The organism is Halegenticoccus tardaugens (assembly GCF_004116405.1).
Classification (GTDB): Archaea; Halobacteriota; Halobacteria; order Halobacteriales; family Haloferacaceae; genus Halegenticoccus; species Halegenticoccus tardaugens.
Genome location: NZ_SDIC01000004.1, coordinates 18,167 through 30,838, shown reverse-complemented (window position 1 = coordinate 30,838; position 12,672 = coordinate 18,167). Strand labels below are relative to the sequence as shown.

Sequence of the window (12,672 nt, the reverse complement as noted above, 5' to 3'; positions counted from 1 at the left end):
GGAACCGGGGAAACGCGCTCACCCGTCGAGGTCTCGTCGCGCCCGCGCGAGGATCCGCTCCCAGACCCCGAACAGCGCGCTGTCGAGCCCGTACGCCTCGTCGATCCGGCGGACCCACGCGTCGTCCGCGAACAGCGCACGTTGGAACCGCCGAACGTCGGGGGAGAGGTCCGGCCGGCGGCCGGCGTAGTACGCGACGCTCTCCGCGCGGCACCGCGCGACGAGGTCGGCCGGCACGTCGATCCCCGACTCGCGGGCGACGTGGACGTACCACTCGAGGTGCAACACCGCGTCGGCGAGGACGAACCGCTCCGCGAACCCCGAAACGTGTGCGGTCGCGGGGCGACCCCCGACGAGGACGTCGCGCGGTCTGCTGAACCGCGGTGCGGTCGCGTGATCGAGCGGTCGCGCGACCGCCCGGGCGACGCGCCGGAGCCGGGCCTCCGCGGCCCTGTTGAACGCGAGGAGCGAGAGTTCGTACCACAGCGGCATCCACTCGCAGAACGGCTCGGAGAAGACGGCGTCGGCGAGGAGGTCGGCAGCGACGGAGCGGGCCAGCGCGGGCCGGAGGTCGGCGTCGCCGGCGCGGAGCGCGGCGGTCGCCTCCCGCGCGTCGGCCGCGAACGATCCGGTGTCGAAGCCCATCTCGTCGGACACGTCGAGGACGTACGCCGCGCCGATCCGGTACCACTCGGCGAAGTCCGCGGGCGAGCGCAGTCGGAGGAGCGAGAGGACGGTCACCCGCTACGATCGCGCGGGCGGGAACATAGAGGCACGGGCGGAGGACTTCGGGCACCCGTCAGTCGAGCGTCGACGAGGAGTCGACGCCGCCGAGCCACCGGTCGAGTTTGTCCCGCGCGGGCGGGCCGGTGACGACGCTCACGCCGACGAACAGGACGAAGCTAGTCGCGAGCCCGACGTAGATCGGGTAGTTCGACGCGAAGCCGAAGTGGGCGAGCGCGGCGACGACCGCGGCGGCGCTGCCGAGGATCGACGTCAGCGCGCCCTGCCACGTCGCGCCGCGCCAGAAGAACGCGCCGAACACTGGGACGAAGATACAGCCGGTGAGGAGGTCGTACGCGAGGGTGAGCGCGGTGACGACGTCGCCGATCGCGACCGCGGCGTACACCATGACGACGCCGAGGACGACGATGAACGCGCGCGAGACGGCCGTGTACCGCCGGTCGCTCGCGTCGGGGTCGACGAAGCGCTTGTACACGTCGTTCGTAAAGAGCGTGCTGGAGGCGAGGAGCGCCGAGTCCGCGGTCGACATCATCGCCGAGATGAAGCCTGCGAGGACGAGCCCCGAGAGGCCGACGGGGATCACGTCGAGGACGAGGAGGGGGAGGGCGAGTTCGGGATCGCCGAGGTCGGGCAGGAGGACGAGCGCGATCATCCCGAGGAACGCCGTCGCGAGGCCGTAGACGATGGCGTAGCCGCCGGCGACGATCGTGCCGGTGCGGGCCACCTCGGGCGATTCCGCCGTGAACACCCGTTGCCAGATGTCCTGACCGATCATGATCCCGAGGACGTACAGGAGGACGAAGCCCCAGATCGCGTCCAGTCCGATCGCGGTCGGGTCGAAGAACGACGGGTCGAGTTCGGCCGAGAGGGTGGAGAATCCGCCGATCGACTGTAATCCGAGCGGGATGGCGAGCAGGAAGATCCCGACGGTCATGATGCACCACTGGACGAAGTCGGTGAGCGTCACCGTCACCATCCCGCCGAGCGCCGTGTAGCCGATGATGATCACGCCCGCGGCGACGATCATCGTCGTCCCATTGAAGTCGAACAGGACGCTCAACACCTTTCCGACGGCGATGGTCTGCGTGGTGGCGATGGTGAGCGCGTAGACCCCGGCGATGAGCGCCCCAATGGTGCCCGAGTAGCGGTCGAACCGGCGCTCCAGCACCTCGCCGAGCGAATACGCCCGGAGGTTCGCGAGGTTCGTCGAGATGAGGACGCCGAGGACGACCGTTCCGAGGCCGAGCGAGATGACGAGCCACGCCCCCGAGATGCCGCTCTCGTAGCCGAGCCCGCCGCCGCCGACGGTCGCCGCGCCGCCGAGGATGACCGCCGACATGACCGGCACGAACATCCACATCGGGACGTTCCGCCCGGCGACGAGGTAATCGTCCAAGCTCTCCGACTTCGAGTACCCCCAGTACCCCAGTCCGACCATCGCGAGCATGTACACGACCACGACGCCCGCGTCGATGGGTGAGCTTACCATGGCAATCTATTGCCACCCTCCGTTACTTAAGCGTTGGCGTATGAACCGGCTCGCGACGGAACCGGGCCGCTACTCGGCGAATCGGCGTTCGAGCAGCGTGACGAGGAGGTAGGCGGCGAGCCGCTGGGTTCCCTCCGTGGGGTCGTACCGCGGGGCGACCTCCATCAGGTCGGCCGCGCCGACGGCGTCGTGCGCGCCGAGGATCTCCATCGTCCGCAGCGCCTGGTGGGCGCTCAGGCCGGCCGGTTCGGGCGTGCCGGTGCCGGGGGCGACGCTCGGATCGATCGAGTCGACGTCGAACGTCACGTACACCGCGTCGGCGTCGGCGGCCGCCGCCGCGATCGCGTCCGTCACGACCGCGTCGACGCCGCGCTCGTCCACGTCGCGCATCGTAAAGAGGTTGAGACCGGTCTCCTCGGCGAACTCGAAGAAGTCCGGGCTCTCGTAGCCGCGGATGCCGACCTGGCTCACGTGCTCGTAGTCCGAGTACGGCGAACGGGCGATGAGGTGCGTGCTCGATCCGTGGTAGTGGTCGCCGAGGACCGTGCTCTCGGAGGACGTGTCCGTGTGCGCGTCGATCTGGACGAGGCCGACCGTCTCCGCGCCGCACCCCTCGGCGAAGCCGAGAAACGACGGGTACGTGCAGTAGTGGTCGCCGCCGAGCAACACCGGGAAGGCCCGCTCCGCGGCGGTCGCGACGTGGGCGGTGATGCTCTCGGCGGTCAGCTCGTGGTCCATCGGGAACACCGGCACGTCGCCGCAGTCGACGATCGACAGGTCGGCGTAGTCGACCTGCGCGCCGGTGTTCATGTTGGTGAGTCCGCCCTTGTAGCCGGAGAGGTAGGCCCACCAGCCGCTGGCCTCCCGGATCGCCCCCGGGCCGTACCGCGCGCCGGGTCGGTTGCTCACCGCGCCGTCGTACGGCGCGCCGAGGACGGCGACGTCGGCGTCGTCCGCGTCCTCGACCGGGCGCGGTTCCCCCTTCAGGAACGTCTTCAACCCGGCGTACGCCATCTCCACGTCCGCGCCCGCGTGGCTCTCGCGGAACGCGACGGCGCGGGAGCGCGGCGCTCGGTCGCTCATCGGATCGCCCCCGTGCGAATCGGCGCCGGGACGGTTCTGCGCTTCCGGATCGGGATCGCGCCGACGCGACGTCGATCGGTGGACTCTCGCTTCTCAGCCGGGTGCGTGCTGTGAGGGAACATAACAAGGTATTTGATAGGTGGAATCTACTTGCCACCATGGTCTTGAGCGAAGGACGGGTTAAAGGTTCGCACGCGCCTCGGACGGGTTGGACGACGGTCGAGGTGAACGACGCGTCGGGGAGAGCGAGCGAGGCGTCGGAGGAGGCGATCGAGGCGGCAGCCGAGACGAACGACGCCGCGGCCGCGGCGGAGCCAGCGTCGGGCGGGCGGTAGACCGATGGAGGGAAAACGAACCCTCGATCGGGCGATCGGCAGCCGGCGGACGCGGGGCGTCTCCGAGTCCGTGATCCGACGGATGACGCGCGAGGCGATCGCCAACGACGCGATCAACCTCTCGCAGGGGATCCCCGACGAGGACGAGACGCCGCCCGCGGTGAAGGCGGCCGCGACGGAGGCGATCGCGGCGGACAGCCAGTACACGATCACGTGGGGGCTCCCCGAACTCAGAGCGGCGGTTTCGGAGCGCTACGAGGACTGGAAGGGCGTGCGATACGACGCCGACTCGGAGGTGACGATCACCTGCGGGACGAGCGAGGGGATCATGTCCACGCTGCTCGCGCTCTGCGACGAGGGGGATGGCGTCGTCTACTTCGAGCCGACCTACGAGAGCTACATCCCGGCGATCCGCTTCGCCGGCGGGCGACCGATTCCCCTCGACATCACGGCGGGAATGGAGGTCGACGCCGACGCGCTCGCGGACGCCGCGGGCGGGGCGTCGATCCTGCTCCTCAACACCCCCCAGAACCCGACCGGGAAGGTGTTCTCGCCGGCCGAACTCGACGTCATCGCCGACGTCGCCGCCGACGAGGACCTGATCGTGGTGACCGACGAGATCTACGAGCACATCGTCTACGACGATGCGTACCGAAGCCCGGTCGAAGTCGGCGACCTCGCGTCCCGGACGGTCGTCTGCACCGGGATGTCGAAGACGTACAGCGTCACCGGCTGGCGCGTCGGCTTCGTGCTCGCGCCGGAGCGACTCTCGGCGGAGCTCCGGAAGTTCCACGACTACACGAGCATCTGCGCGCCCACCCCCTTCCAGCGGGCGGGGGTGACGGCCCTCTCGCTCCCCGACGACTACTACGACGGCCTGCGCGAGACGTACGAGGCGCGACGCGACCGCACGCACGAAGGGCTTCTCGACGCGGGCCTCGACCCGGTCAAACCGGACGGCAGTTACTACATGATGGCTCGGTACGGGACGGACGAGGACGACACCGAGTTCGCCCTCCGGCTGGTCCGCGAGGCCGGCGTCGCGACCGTCCCAGGGAGCAGCTTCTACGCGGACGGCGAGGCGGACTGGGTTCGCTTCACCTTCTCGCGGAACGAGCCGACGATCGAGGAGGCGCTCTCCCGGCTCGACGAGAACCGCTGGTGGTGATTGCGGAGCGCCGACGCGCCGACCCGCCGTTCCGACGCTCACCCGTCCGAGGCGTCGTCCGCGGAATCGGGCTGACGCTCCGACCCGCCGGCCGTCTCGGTCCGATCGCCGTCGGAGACGTCCGCCCCTCCCCGGGAGCCGTCCGACCCTCCCTCGGCGGCCGGAAGATCGACCTTCGGATCGGACCCGAGCGAGGTCGCCCTCGACGGCCGCGGCGTGATCGGGAGGCCGTGGAGGAGTTCGGGGAACACGAGGTTGACGAACTGCACGAGCAGGACGAGCAGCAGCGGGCCGAGGAACAGCCCGTACCACCCGAAGAGCGCGGCCCCGAGGATGTACGCGAAAAGCACCAGCCCCGTGTGGAGCGTTCGACCCGCGATGTAGGGGCGGAGGAAGGTTTGCGGGAGGATGTCGAGCAGCAGGAACGCGACGGCGAGGAAGACGACGGGGAACCAGAGGCGGTTCGGCGCGGTCGAGACGGCGCGCCACGCGAGAAACAGCGCCACGGGGACGTACACGACCTTCCCGACGACGAGCGGGATGAACGTGGCGACGCCCGTGAGCACGGCGAGCAGCGTCGGGGCCGGGATGCCCACGCCGGGGGGAGAGACGAACGCGAAGGCGTTGTAGACGACGAGCGACAGCACCGTGACGAGGAGCACCGTCAGCACGTTGCCGAAGTAGACGGCTTCGAGGTCGGCGTCGACGGCGCTCAGGTACGCGTAGGCGACGCCGTCGCGGTCGCTCACGTCCGCCCGGAACCACGCCGCGAGCCGGTCGCCGTCGCGGAACAGGAAGAAGGCGAGGCCGAGCGCGACCGTCAGGTGGAACAGCCCGTTCGTCACCGCGCCGAGGGTCTGCAACCCGGCCGTGATCTCGCCCTGCAACTCCCGGAGAGTGTCCGCCTCGGCGAGCGCCCGGCGCGGCTCGCTCGTCAGCGCCGTCACGGACTCGGGATCGAACGGCAGGCGGTCGACGACGGTGCCCGTCAGGTCGGGGCCGACGGTGGCGGTAAACTCCTGGAACGCGACGCCGACCGCGTAGCCGAGGAGCGCGAGCGTCGGCAACACGATGAGAAGCAGCGTGAGCGTCGCCGTCGCCCCGGGCGAGTCGATCCGGCGCTGGAGCCGCCGGTGCATCGGCCGCGCCCCGTAGTAGATGAAAAGCGCCAGCACGAACGTCCCGACGAACGAGTACAGCACGAACGCGAACGCCGCGCCCAGCGCGACCGCCACGAGCCACCAGCCGAGTCGCGAGCGATCGACGTCGAACGGAAGGCGCGAGACCATGACGAACCCAACGCGGGGGTGGGTTTTGTATGCTGTCGCCGAGCTACCACGCCGCGCCGTCTCCCTCCCCGCGACCGCGGGACGGCTCGCGGAGTTCGTCGGCGAATCCCCACTCCTCGGCCCGCGTTTGCGCCTCCTCCCGCGCCCGTTCGCGGATGGCGTCGATCTTCGCCTCGTCCGCGAGGAACGCCTCGACGGCGCTCGCGTGGCCGTCCTCGTCGTCGGCGCGATCGTCCGGGGCGACCGCGCGCGTCCGCGCCGCGAGGTCGGCCGCGTCCGCGAGCTCCTCGGCGGGCATGCCGGGCGGCACCCGAAGCTCCGGCGTGTCGTGCGCCTCGGCGAGCGCGCGCTCCGGAAGTTCGTACAGGTCGGCGCGGTAGGGGCCGGGAACGGCGAGATCCGCGAGCGCGTCCGGGCCGCCGCGGTCGGTCGTCGTGTTGTACGCCAGCACCGGGACCCCGGCGTCGAACGTGATCACTCCCCGCGTCTCCCCGTCGAGCAGCAGCGTCCCCTGGGGTTCGAACACGACGTAGCCGGAGAGCGTCCGATCGAGGGCGAGTTCGAGCGCGTCGGCGGGGTCGGCGACGACGCGCGACCGGACGAGGTCGCCGCGAGGGAGGTTCATGGCGTGTCGGGAACGACCGCGCTTCTGAACCGCGCGGCGACGGCCTCCTCGTCGCCGGGTCGTACGTCGATTCGGGCGGCCGCCTCGCGGTACGCCGCCGCTGCGGCCGCGTCGGGGGCGTGCGCGAGGAGCGGCTCCCCCGCCCGTCGGGCCGCCCGAGCGGCGTCGCTCTCGGGCACCGTCGCCAGCGTCTCGCCGCCGAAGTAGCGCTCCGCCTGCTCCGCCACCCGGTCGATGCCGACGTCCTCGCGCACCCGGTTGAACAGGACGCCGGCCGTCTCGGTGCCGTACGAGCGGGCGTACTCTTGCACCTTCAGACCGTCGCTGAGCGAGGGGATCGTCGGCTGGAGGACGATCACGACGCGGTCGGCGAGCACGATCGGGAGGACGGCGCTCTTCGAGCCGAGGGCGGCCGGCGAGTCGAGCAGGATGACGTCCGCGTCGGCGGCCAGCTCCGCGACGACGTCCCGGAGCCTCGCGGGGTCGGCCGCCTCGAACGCCGCGAGGCTCGTTCCGCAGGGCACCACGCGCATCCCGAACCGCTCGTAGACGGCGTCGGAGACGTCCGTCCCCGTCCCCTCGACGAGCAGATCGTGCAGCGTCACCTCCACGTCGTCCAGTCCGGCGTGAAAGAGGAGGTTCGCCATCCCCGTGTCGGCGTCGACGACCGTCACGTCGTGGGACGCGGAGAGCGCCATGCCGAGCGCGAGCGTGCTCGTCGTCTTGCCGGTCCCCCCCTTGCCGCTCGCGACCGCGAACGCCTCCACCATGTTCGGAGGTTGACCTCTTTTCGCTGTTATATCTTTGGATCGAGGTCCCGTCCGAAGGCGAGCCGACGCGCTACAGCCCCAGCGGTCGGAGGTCGAGGTGGTCCTCGACGAGCGCCGCCGCGCGGTCGTACGGCGACGCCCGCTCCGGTTCGACGCCCGGACGCTCGCGTCCCGCGGCTGCGAAGACGGCGTCGACGAACGCCTCGCGGGCGATTCGGTTCTCGAACAGTCCGTGGAGGTACGTCCCGACGGCGCGACCCTCGGCGGCCCCCAGCGCCGCCGTCGGATCGGCACCCGGGCGCGCGAACGGCAGCGCGACGGGGCCGATCGCCCGCGTCTCGCCCATGTGGATCTCGTAGCCCGAGACGCGCCCGGACGCGCCGGCGAGGGGGTGATCGGAAGCGACGTCGCGGAGATCAAATTCCACCGCTTCGACGCGCTTTTCGCGCGAAAAACGCGTCACGACGGGGAGGAGGCCGAGCGCCTCGACGGCGTCGGCGTCGCCCGTCCCCTCGACGGCGGCGTTGGTAATCCGCTCGCCGAGCAGCTGGTAGCCGCCGCAGAGCCCGACGATCGGCCCCCGGAAGTCGGCGAGCGCGCGGCCGAAGCCGGCCGCGCGGAGCGCCAAGAGGTCGTCCACCGTGTTCTTCGTCCCGGGGAGGACGACCGCGTCGGCGTCGACGAGGTCGTCCGAGGGGGGGACGTAGGCGATCCTGACGCCGGGGTCGGCCGCGAGCGGTTCGAGGTCCGTGAAGTTCGAGATCCGCGGCAGGCGCGGGACGGCGACCGTCACCGATCGGTCGCCGGGGACGTCGTCGTCGCCGACGAGGGTTCGTCGGCCCTCGACCGGCAGCGAGACGCTGTCCTCCTCCGGGAGTCCGGGGTCGTCGTAGGGCAGGACGCCGAGGACCGGGACGCCCGTCCGGTCCTCGAACGCGTCGAGTCCGGGGTCGAGCAGCGAGACGTCGCCGCGGAACTTGGTGATGGCCGCGCCGACGACGCGCGCGCGGAGATCCTCGGGCAGCAGTTCGAGCGTCCCGACGAGGCTCGCGAAGACGCCGCCGCGCTCGATGTCGGCGACGAGGAGGATCTCGGCGTCGGCGGCGCGCGCCGTCTCGACGTTCGCCAGATCGCGGTGGTGGAGGTTGATCTCGGCGATCGACCCCGCACCCTCGGCGACGATCACGTCGTACGCGGCCGCGAGGCGGCGGTGCGCCGCGAGCGCCGCCCCCCGCGCGTCCGCCCAGTGATCGTCGTAGTAGCGCCCGGCCTCGACGTTGCCGACCGCCCGGCCGTCGATCACGAGCTGGGACTCGCCGTCGCCGCGCGGCTTGAGCAGGACGGGGTTCGCGTCCGTCGTCGGCCCGACCCGCGCCGCCCGCGCCTGCGCGTACTGCGAGACGCCGATCTCGCCGAACGCGTCGTCGGCCGCCGCGGATTCCGACTGTTTCCCCGCGACGGCCGACGCGCGGGGGACGGCGCGGGCGTTGTTGCTCATGTTCTGGGCCTTGAAGGGCGCGACCGCGACGCCGCGGTCCGCGAGGAGGCGACACAGCCCCGCGGCGACCGTGCTCTTGCCGACGTGGCTCGCGGTTCCGGCGACGAGTATCGTTCGGGCGTCGGGCATCGCTTCCGCGACTCGGCGCGCCCGCCGCATCAATCTGTGGTTCGCCTGCGACCGTCGGGCGCGTGGCTCGGCCGACGGCGCTCGCCTCGGATCGCCGTCCGCGTCGCCCCCGGCGAAACCCACCGCGACGCGAGCGGCTTAGTCCCCGCGACCGGAACCGCGGCCATGGACCGCCGTCGCCCGTGGCTGTTCGCGGTCTTCCTGTTCGTCTTCGGCGACGCGATCGCCCTCCAGAGCCGCGGCGCGCTGCTCGCCAGCTTCGAGTCGACGTTCGGCGTCTCCGAGGGGGTGCTCGGCCTCGTCGCCCCCGCCGGGACGGTCGGGTTCGTCCTCGCCGTGCTCGCCGTCGGCTTCCTCGCCGGACGGCTCGACGCCCGACGGACGATGCTGGTCGCGATCGCCGGAACCGTCGCCTGCCTGCTGGCGCTCGCGGGCGCGCCCGGCTACTGGCTCCTGCTTTTCGCGCTGTTCGGGCAGGGGACCGCGGGCGGCGTCTTCCGCGGGGTCGACCGCGCGGTGCTGAGCCACCTCTACCCCACCCGTCGCGGCCGGGTGTTCGCGCTCTACTCGGTCGCGTGGGCGCTCGGCGCCGTCGCCGGCCCGCTCGTCGCGACCGGCGCGGTCCGCGTCACCGACTGGCGGGCGACCTACCTGCTGCTCGCGGTCTGGTTCCTCCCGGTCGCGGCGCTCGTCGCGCGGCTGGAGGTTCCGGACGACGTCGGAGCGGAACGGGCGCTGTCGACCGCCGATCTCCGGCGACTGCTCGGCCGGCCGGCGATCCTCGGGGCCGTCGCGGCGATGGCGCTCACCGGCGGCATCGAGGGGGCGATCTTCACGTGGCTGCCGTACTACGCGGGGACGTTCTTCGACCGGACGCTTGCGAACGCGGCGCTCTCCGCCTTCCTCCTCGCGTACGTCCCCGGCCGCCTGCTCTGCACGTGGCTCATCGAGCGCGTCCCCTACCTCGCGCTGGCCGGGGCGGTCGCGCTCGTCTCGGTGCCGACGCTCGCGGTCGCGTTCGGCGGGACGACCGGCTACCCGATGCTCGCGGCCACGATCGCGGCGGGCGTCCTCGTCTCCGGGCTCTTCCCGACGCTCTCGTCGTACGGCATCGACGTCGAACCGGCGTACAGCGGCCCGGTGAACGCGCTGACCACCGGCGCGACCTACCTCGGTCTCGCGGTCGTCCCGACGGCGATGGGCGCGGTCGCCGAGGCGCGAAACATCGCGGTCGCGATGTGGACGCCGGCGATCCTCGCCGTCGCGCTCGTCGGCGTGATCGGCCTCACCCACCTCGCGGCCGAGTCGCCGGGCGTGCGAGGGCCCGCGGCGGCCGAGTGAGCGATCGCGTTCGTCGACGTCCGCCGACGAGGTCCCCTCTCGCGGCTCAGTACTCGGTCCCCTTCCGCGCCCGCTGGCCGGCGTCGATGGGGTGTTTCACCTTTCGAACCTCGGTGACGAGGTCTGCGCGGTCGAGCAGGTAGTCCGGCTCCTCGTGACTGCCCGTGAGCACCAGTTCCAGCCGCTCCGGTTTCGCGTCGATCAGGTCCAGCACGTCGTCGGGGGCGATCAAGTCCGAGTTCGCGGCGTACAGCACCTCGTCGAGGACGAGCATGTGCACGCCCTCCTCGGGCGGGCCGGCGAGGTCGAGGGGGGCGGCGAGGTCCGCATCGGCGGCCGCGTCGAGGAGTTCCGCCGCCCGGGCGAGCGCCCCCTTCGCCTTCGCGGCGTGGTCGTCGTCGTCGCTCCCGTCGCGGAAGCCGTGCCAGCCGTAGTGGCCGGTGTTCTCGTAGGAGAAGCCGGGCATCGCGGCGACGGCGTTGTACTCGCCGCGGACGGCCTCGACGCTGGACGCGCCGCCCTTCATGAACTGGAGCATGTGGACGCGGTAGCCGTGGCCCGCCGCGCGAAAGCCCATGCCCATCGCGGCCGTGGTCTTGCCCTTGCCGCCGCCCCACCACGCCTGCACGAGGCCGAACTCCTCGGGCGCGCTCGGTTCGATGGGGCGGGCCTCGGGGGTGACCCCCCTGCCCGGGGTGTTCGTCAGCCGTTCGTCTCGGTTCGGAGCGTCCGTGTCGTCGGTCATCTGTCTCGGATTCGTGGTTTCGTGAGTTCAGAGCGATTCGACGAACCGGTCGAACGCCCCGCTCTCCGCGTGGACGTGCGCGTACGTTCCGAGGGTTCGATACTCGGTCAGTCCGTCGTGCTCGCCGTCGATACCGCTGCCGCGCGCTACGTCGAACGCGAACCGCGCGTCGTCGGCGACGTCCGCGCCGGAGTAGTGGAACTCGTGGCCGCGGATCGCCTCCCCGGCCCGGGCGGTGAGGGTCCCCTCCGACCGCGCGCGGAGTTCGACGTGGTCGAGCGCCTGATACCGCTCGTGCATCCGCACCTCGGCGGGGAGGACGCCGGCCATGCCGTGCGTCTCGCCCTCGACCGTCGTGAGCGACTCGGCGAGGGCCATCAGCCCGCCGCACTCGCCGAGGACGGGAAGCCCGTCGGCGGCGCGATCCGCGAGCACGTCGAGCGCGGGACTCTTCGCGAGCGCGTCGGCGTGCAGTTCCGGGTAGCCCCCGGGGAGGTAGACGCCGTCGCAGTCGGGGAGGTCGTCGCCGAGCGTCGGGGCGAACGCGACCACCTCGGCCCGCTCTCGGAGGCGCTCGCGCGTCCCCGGGTAGACGAACCGGAACGCCGCGTCGTCCGCGACCGCGACGGTCGCGCCGGTCGACTCCGCGGGATCCTCCGCGTCGTCCGGTTTCGGCGGCGCGCGCGCGGCGTCGAAGAGCGCCGCGGCGTCGAGGCAGTCCGCGGCCGCGTCGAGCGCATCGGCGGACAGCGGCGACTCGTCGCCCATCAGGAGGCCGAGGTGGCGGTCGGGGATCTCGAGGTCGTCGCGCGGCGGGATCCGGCCGAAGTAGTCCAGCCCGTCGGGGAGCGCCTCGCGGATCCCCCGCTCGTGGCGGCCGCCGTGGGCGCGCTGGGCGACGACGCCGACCACGTCGACGTCGCGGTCCGCCCGCGCGGCGTACTCCCGGAAACCGAGCGCGGTCGCGGCGACGCTCTCCATCCCCGCCTTTGCGTCGACGACGAGCACGACGGGGAGCGAAAGCGCCTCGGCGACGGCGGCGGTGCTCGTCGTGCCGTCGTACAGGCCCATCATCCCCTCGACGACGCAGACGTCGCCGGAGCCGCGGTAGTAGTTCCGGAGGAGACCCGCCTCCCCCTGTAGCCACGGATCGAGCGTCCGAGAGGCTCGCCACGTCGCCGCGGTGTGGTGGCTCGGGTCGATGAAGTCCGGGCCGGCCTTCGCCGGTTGGACGACGCGCCCCTCGCGCTGGAAGGCGCGACAGACCGCCAGCGTCGCCACGGTCTTCCCCACGCCAGAGGCGGTTCCGGCGAGCACGAACCCCCTCATCGACGCTCCTCGCGATCGTTCCACGTCCCCTCGCGTCCGTTCCCCGGTGTCACGGGCCGACCGTCGACGCGGTCGCTCGTAAACGCCACGGTCCCGTCCGACGACCGCCGTAAGTTATAAACCTTCA

12 protein-coding genes are annotated in these 12,672 nt (G+C 71.8%); 3 read left to right on the top strand and 9 right to left on the bottom strand.

Translation table 11 applies throughout. The features are described 5' to 3' along the window. Positions 1–18 precede the first annotated feature (18 nt). The 3 genes from C3L37_RS11055 to C3L37_RS11045 form a co-directional block, all read right to left on the bottom strand. The gene (locus C3L37_RS11055; protein WP_129114679.1) at positions 19–741 is read right to left on the bottom strand and encodes a hypothetical protein; all 723 of its coding nucleotides are present in this window, start codon (positions 739–741) and stop codon (positions 19–21) included. A 58-nt stretch (positions 742–799) separates the two neighbouring features. Beyond that, positions 800–2,233, bottom strand: coding sequence for a sodium:solute symporter family transporter (locus C3L37_RS11050; protein ID WP_129114678.1), 1,434 nt, complete (start codon positions 2,231–2,233; stop codon positions 800–802). A gap of 69 nt (positions 2,234–2,302) precedes the next feature. Next, positions 2,303–3,316: an agmatinase family protein gene (locus C3L37_RS11045; RefSeq protein ID WP_129114677.1), complete on the bottom strand. Its 1,014-nt coding sequence runs from the start codon at positions 3,314–3,316 to the stop codon at positions 2,303–2,305. 158 nt (positions 3,317–3,474) lie between these two features. Between C3L37_RS11045 and C3L37_RS24335 the strand changes: the two genes are divergently transcribed. Both C3L37_RS24335 and C3L37_RS11040 read left to right on the top strand, forming a co-directional pair. Then, positions 3,475–3,651 (top strand): hypothetical protein, encoded by a 177-nt coding sequence (locus C3L37_RS24335; RefSeq protein WP_164974737.1) that lies wholly within the window; start codon positions 3,475–3,477, stop codon positions 3,649–3,651. Between the two features lie 4 nt (positions 3,652–3,655). Further along, entirely contained in the window at positions 3,656–4,819 is a 1,164-nt protein-coding gene (locus C3L37_RS11040; protein ID WP_394345790.1) for a pyridoxal phosphate-dependent aminotransferase, read from the top strand. Between the two features lie 38 nt (positions 4,820–4,857). Here C3L37_RS11040 and C3L37_RS11035 read toward each other — a convergent pair whose 3' ends face one another. The 4 genes from C3L37_RS11035 to C3L37_RS11020 all read right to left on the bottom strand — a co-directional run bounded on the left by C3L37_RS11035 (position 4,858) and on the right by C3L37_RS11020 (position 9,130). Beyond that, positions 4,858–6,108, bottom strand: a complete 1,251-nt coding sequence (locus tag C3L37_RS11035) for an AI-2E family transporter (RefSeq protein ID WP_129114676.1) — start codon at positions 6,106–6,108, stop codon at positions 4,858–4,860. A gap of 43 nt (positions 6,109–6,151) precedes the next feature. After that, positions 6,152–6,733, bottom strand: coding sequence for a hypothetical protein (locus C3L37_RS11030; RefSeq protein WP_129114675.1), 582 nt, complete (start codon positions 6,731–6,733; stop codon positions 6,152–6,154). Then, entirely contained in the window at positions 6,730–7,503 is a 774-nt protein-coding gene (locus C3L37_RS11025) for a nucleotide-binding protein (RefSeq protein WP_129114674.1), read from the bottom strand. Before C3L37_RS11025 ends, C3L37_RS11030 begins: the two co-directional genes overlap by 4 nt. Before the next feature lie 70 nt (positions 7,504–7,573). Beyond that, entirely contained in the window at positions 7,574–9,130 is a 1,557-nt protein-coding gene (locus tag C3L37_RS11020) for a cobyric acid synthase (RefSeq protein WP_129114673.1), read from the bottom strand. A 36-nt stretch (positions 9,131–9,166) separates the two neighbouring features. Between C3L37_RS11020 and C3L37_RS11015 the strand changes: the two genes are divergently transcribed. Further along, positions 9,167–10,471 (top strand): MFS transporter, encoded by a 1,305-nt coding sequence (locus tag C3L37_RS11015; protein WP_228546208.1) that lies wholly within the window; start codon positions 9,167–9,169, stop codon positions 10,469–10,471. Between the two features lie 46 nt (positions 10,472–10,517). Here C3L37_RS11015 and C3L37_RS11010 read toward each other — a convergent pair whose 3' ends face one another. After that, complete coding sequence (locus C3L37_RS11010; protein WP_129114672.1) at positions 10,518–11,216, bottom strand: cob(I)yrinic acid a,c-diamide adenosyltransferase; 699 nt, start codon at positions 11,214–11,216, stop codon at positions 10,518–10,520. A gap of 27 nt (positions 11,217–11,243) precedes the next feature. After that, positions 11,244–12,545, bottom strand: a complete 1,302-nt coding sequence (locus C3L37_RS11005) for a cobyrinic acid a,c-diamide synthase (protein ID WP_129114671.1) — start codon at positions 12,543–12,545, stop codon at positions 11,244–11,246. Positions 12,546–12,672 lie beyond the last annotated feature (127 nt).

What these genes read in the sequence shown, in the direction of transcription:
- C3L37_RS11050 (WP_129114678.1), bottom strand. Translation starts at nt 2,233, where the DNA reads ATGGTAAGCTCACCCATCGACGCGGGCGTCGTGGTCGTGTACATGCTC.
- C3L37_RS11045 (WP_129114677.1), bottom strand. Translation starts at nt 3,316, where the DNA reads ATGAGCGACCGAGCGCCGCGCTCCCGCGCCGTCGCGTTCCGCGAGAGC.
- C3L37_RS24335 (WP_164974737.1), top strand. Translation starts at nt 3,475, where the DNA reads ATGGTCTTGAGCGAAGGACGGGTTAAAGGTTCGCACGCGCCTCGGACG.
- C3L37_RS11040 (WP_394345790.1), top strand. Translation starts at nt 3,656, where the DNA reads ATGGAGGGAAAACGAACCCTCGATCGGGCGATCGGCAGCCGGCGGACG.
- C3L37_RS11035 (WP_129114676.1), bottom strand. Translation starts at nt 6,108, where the DNA reads ATGGTCTCGCGCCTTCCGTTCGACGTCGATCGCTCGCGACTCGGCTGG.
- C3L37_RS11030 (WP_129114675.1), bottom strand. Translation starts at nt 6,733, where the DNA reads ATGAACCTCCCTCGCGGCGACCTCGTCCGGTCGCGCGTCGTCGCCGAC.
- C3L37_RS11025 (WP_129114674.1), bottom strand. Translation starts at nt 7,503, where the DNA reads ATGGTGGAGGCGTTCGCGGTCGCGAGCGGCAAGGGGGGGACCGGCAAG.
- C3L37_RS11020 (WP_129114673.1), bottom strand. Translation starts at nt 9,130, where the DNA reads ATGCCCGACGCCCGAACGATACTCGTCGCCGGAACCGCGAGCCACGTC.
- C3L37_RS11010 (WP_129114672.1), bottom strand. Translation starts at nt 11,216, where the DNA reads ATGACCGACGACACGGACGCTCCGAACCGAGACGAACGGCTGACGAAC.
- C3L37_RS11005 (WP_129114671.1), bottom strand. Translation starts at nt 12,545, where the DNA reads ATGAGGGGGTTCGTGCTCGCCGGAACCGCCTCTGGCGTGGGGAAGACC.